Here is a 3859-nt window from a genome sequence, read left to right as displayed (position 1 = left end):
AGCATTCGCAATGCTACTTGCTTCGGGAGTCATCTACCTAGGCTATCGCATACAATCGAACGTCGAACGAAACAAAAGATTCGGGGGTGTTCTGCGAGGATTCACCGATGAAGCAGAGAAGTCGATGAAGAATGGAACTCTCCCGAAATTCAATCCACCGGGAGATAAAGCCCTTGATGTGGAAAGCCGCGGCCTGACCGACATGGCGCAAGCAATGGTCTCGGTCGTGGGTCGCATGAATGAGGAACTCGACAGAGTTGGAGCAAAGCCTGTTTTCGATCCTTCGGTTCTTAGCAGCAAGACGACCTTGAAAGAAGAAATTAACAAGCGGATTGAGAGCTATCATATCGTTCAGAAATGGCAGCCTCAACTACCAAGCCTAGTCTTTGACGCGATGAAAAAGAAAGTGGATTCCTACAATGACCCTGACAAAGAGAAGATTATTCGCGGTATAGAACAGGCAATGATCGACCAGCGTCCGATGTTTGAAACAATGTGTAACCTTTTGGAGAAAAAGGAAACAGCCGAACAGGCTTTTCTCTCTTTTATGGCCAGCAGCGACTACCAATTCAAAGATGGAAAAGTATTCTTTCGCAGCCGAACGGCCACACAATCAGAGCAATATAATGCCTTCGGTCAAAGGGTTGAGGATAGTTACAAAGAGATAGAAGCGTTTAGAAAGCAGCGCCTCGACGAAATGAAGAAAAGAGCCGCCAAATTCGGTGAGTGATACAAGCGGTGAGCCGCGCATAAATCGGTGATGGAGGTCAAGGCCAGATCATTCGCCATCCGGCAATCAAAAACGATTCTAGCGCGATCCTGAGAAGCGAGCGAGCGCCTTGTATCGGCGATTTCTGATACCCGGTACGTGGAACCATTCTTAATTGCTGAGGCGCGCTATCTTTATCCACTTTTATCCACCGATGGAAAAATTTCGGATTTATTTGAGGATAAGGTGAGATGAAGCGATTTTCCCGTTTTACCTAGCGCTGAGCACGTCAGAGCGAGTCAGCACAATATGAGAAAATTAGCCGACCATTGAGGCGCAACTGAGCTAAGACCCCAGGAAAGAATTTTTAAATTGGAGTTTTACGTTACAGATTGCAACCCGGCCGAAAAGACGAAATCAGACCGCGATTAACGTTAACGAGTTTCGAGCGATTCAGCTTTGGCCGACACGGCCATAAAAAAATGCTTCCTAGCTCATATCGTTGGCGAGAAAATAATTCGATCGTTTACTGAACAACTTTTAATCGGTTTCAGTCAAGGTTTGCAACTGCGAGGGATTTATGCTGTTTAATGGTCGGAGACTCACAATGAAACAATTTGCATTTTTGGCATTGTTCGTGGCCGCGGCGCTTGCGGGAAATCTTCACAATGCGACCGGCCAAATGATCAATCCAACTGTGCAAACTGCGTCTCCGCGCGTGGCGACTACTCGGGGCGCGGCCGTGGCCAAGCCAGTTGCCAGGCCGGCAATTGCGCCCCAAGTCGCTCCTGCGCCAGCCGGTTTGAACCCTCAAAGATTTAACTCGACTCTGCCTCGCATGATCGCGCAGCCGGCGTTCAATCCGCAGCGCACCTATGCACCGCCTGTACAGGGTTCGAATCCTGCTTTCGCGGCGTTGAATATGCAGCGGAGCGGACCGGGGCAACAAGCGATTACTGTTGATCCAGCGACACGCCAAACTGAGTTGCGCACGTTGGCGGCAATACGTCAACGGCGCGGAGTTGTTACGCGCGAAGGAAACATTCTGGAGCCAGCGACGCGTGAAAATGAGATTCGCACATTAGCGATGATGCGTGAACGGCGCGGCCTCGTAACGGGGCAGACGAACACGCTAGATTCCGCCACACGTGAAACTGAATCGCGCACTCTGCAGAAGATGCATGAACACCGCGGAATCGGGACGCACAATCAGACACTGGCGACCATAAATCCTCAACGGCGTGTCACAAATCGTGATCCAGAGGCGGGACCTCAGCGGGAGCGGCGCGAATCACCAAAAGACGCGCCGGACAAAAAGTGGCGCCACAAGAAGGACCGCATCAGTCATGACGAAGCGTTCCGCCGTCACTGGCACGAGTGGCATGACCGCAACTGGTGGCACGATCGTTGTGACACGATCGTTTTCGTAACGAATGGATATTATTTCCTGGACGGGAGCTACTGGTATCCAGCCTATGGCTACGATCCATTGCAGAGCTACTACGATTATGATGGGCCGATCTACACCTACAGTAATTTGCTCCCTGACGAGGTGATCGCGAATGTCCAGACTGCGTTGCAAGATGCAGGCTACTACGTTGGACCAATCACAGGCTCTCTGAGCATCGACACGCGAGCGGCCCTCGCCAATTTCCAGCGCGATTACGGCTTGCCCATTACCGGAGCAATCGATGAAGCAACAGTCGAGGCGCTGGGGTTGGATCAGCCTGACGACAGTAATAATTTTCAAACCGACCAGGGTTACTAGGTCCGATCTCGCCCGTAGCTGACCCAACGCGCTCCGCGGATTGGCGAGTCCCAACGCCAAAGCTGGGCATCGCTGCGAACCGAAGCTTTAGCGTTCCTTCGCATGTTCCTCCTACCACTCCGAAGTTCTCGCAGCAGTGCGGCGCGATCGACAGCGAGCTTGGTCAAACTACAGTGAACCGAGGCAGCAATCGAATCCAGCGATTCCGGGAGAGCACTAGCTGGAAGTCGGGATTCGTTTGATCGCCAAACGCGAGACCTTTTAGTAAATGCGCTCATGGGCGATCCCAGTTTTCAGAACGATGTTCCGGACCCAGGCTACTACTTTTGAGAAATAACGGGTTCGTTAGGTGTCGATATCCGCGCGGTCCTCGCAAACTTCCAACGCGATTAAGGCTTGCCAATCACGGGAGCAATCGATGAGCCGACAGTCGAGGCGTTCGGGTTGGATCAGGTTGACGACAGTTACAATTTTCAAACCGACCACGGTTAGTAGGTCCGACCTCGCCCGTAAAAGTTGTAGCCGTTTCACTGCATCCACGCACTCGCCAAAACACGACGAACGCAGCAATGGGACTACAACAGGCAACGCTGACTGTTTGCTAAGATCAAACCTGCGTACGCCGCGTTAACGAATCGCAGGTGTTCCTTTTCAGAAGGAAACAGTCGCTTGGGCCCCTAAAACCAGAGCATTCCCGATATCGGCCCCGGACGGGTGGATCACATATTGAACATCGGGTTGGAGAGTGAGCCATGAGGTGCTCGATTTGATATGTTGCCTCCAATAACATTTCGTAACCAGGAAATGAGCCCCCTTCATTCTCCTGAAGATTGTTGCTCAGATGGCCGTAAGCGAAAGCCACGCCAAGGACGTCGTTTTCTCGAGTTGGAAAAAGCCCCTTATACTTCAGCCCGACATCGATATAAAAGTTCATCAAACTGGAGTTCTGTGGGGCAAATCCAACGTGTGTAAACATCCCCAAACCTTTCTCTGTTGAAGGCACCGCGGGAGTTTGCTTACCATTATCACCCACCGCGGGCGCGGAGACAGGCTGAGGAACTCGGTAGAGCGCCTGGTCTGCAACGAAGTAGAATCCGTAATTCCAGGGTTGGCTGCTAGCTGCATTTTGGTCGGGCACCGTATCGAACCAGCCACCAACCTTAATTTCGCCAGGCAGGCTACTGACTCCGGCACCTTGATTTGTGCGGAACATCAGTTCGTGGATGGAGAAGTAGCCATTACAGGAACTTAAGTCCCATCGGAATCCGTGCCGATTAACGGTCTGGGCAAAGACGTTGCCTTGAAAGGCAGCCCCTTGATATGTCACCCAATCGAGAGGCGTAAGCGCGAGCCGTACACCCGGCGCGCCCATCGGGTACCCA

At 52.0% G+C, this 3859-nt stretch carries 4 protein-coding genes; 2 read left to right on the top strand and 2 right to left on the bottom strand.

Going from position 1 to position 3859, the window contains the following annotated elements; all coding sequences use genetic code 11:
- Positions 1-10 precede the first annotated feature (10 nt).
- On the top strand, positions 11-730 hold the full coding sequence (locus tag DMG62_21680; protein PYY20841.1) for a hypothetical protein: 720 nt from the start codon (positions 11-13) through the stop codon (positions 728-730).
- Positions 731-1289: 559 nt separating this feature from the next.
- A complete protein-coding gene (locus DMG62_21675; GenBank protein ID PYY20840.1) occupies positions 1290-2477 on the top strand; it encodes a hypothetical protein in 1188 nt (395 codons plus the stop codon).
- 345 nt (positions 2478-2822) lie between these two features.
- Here the strand turns inward: DMG62_21675 and DMG62_21670 are convergent, their stop codons facing one another.
- Together DMG62_21670 and DMG62_21665 are read right to left on the bottom strand one after the other, a co-directional pair.
- A complete protein-coding gene (locus DMG62_21670; GenBank protein PYY20839.1) occupies positions 2823-3017 on the bottom strand; it encodes a hypothetical protein in 195 nt (64 codons plus the stop codon).
- A gap of 67 nt (positions 3018-3084) precedes the next feature.
- Positions 3085-3859, bottom strand: a 775-nt coding sequence (locus tag DMG62_21665) for a hypothetical protein (GenBank protein PYY20838.1), incomplete at its 5' end; no start/stop codon positions are given.

It is taken from the genome of Acidobacteriota bacterium (assembly GCA_003225175.1).
GTDB lineage: Bacteria > Acidobacteriota > Terriglobia > Terriglobales > Acidobacteriaceae > Gp1-AA112.
This window is presented reverse-complemented; position numbering and strand designations above follow the sequence as displayed.

Bases quoted from the DNA above. Each gene is read 5' to 3' on its own strand.
- DMG62_21680 (PYY20841.1), top strand. From the start codon at position 11: ATGCTACTTGCTTCGGGAGTCATCTACCTAGGCTATCGCATACAATCG.
- DMG62_21675 (PYY20840.1), top strand. From the start codon at position 1,290: ATGCTGTTTAATGGTCGGAGACTCACAATGAAACAATTTGCATTTTTG.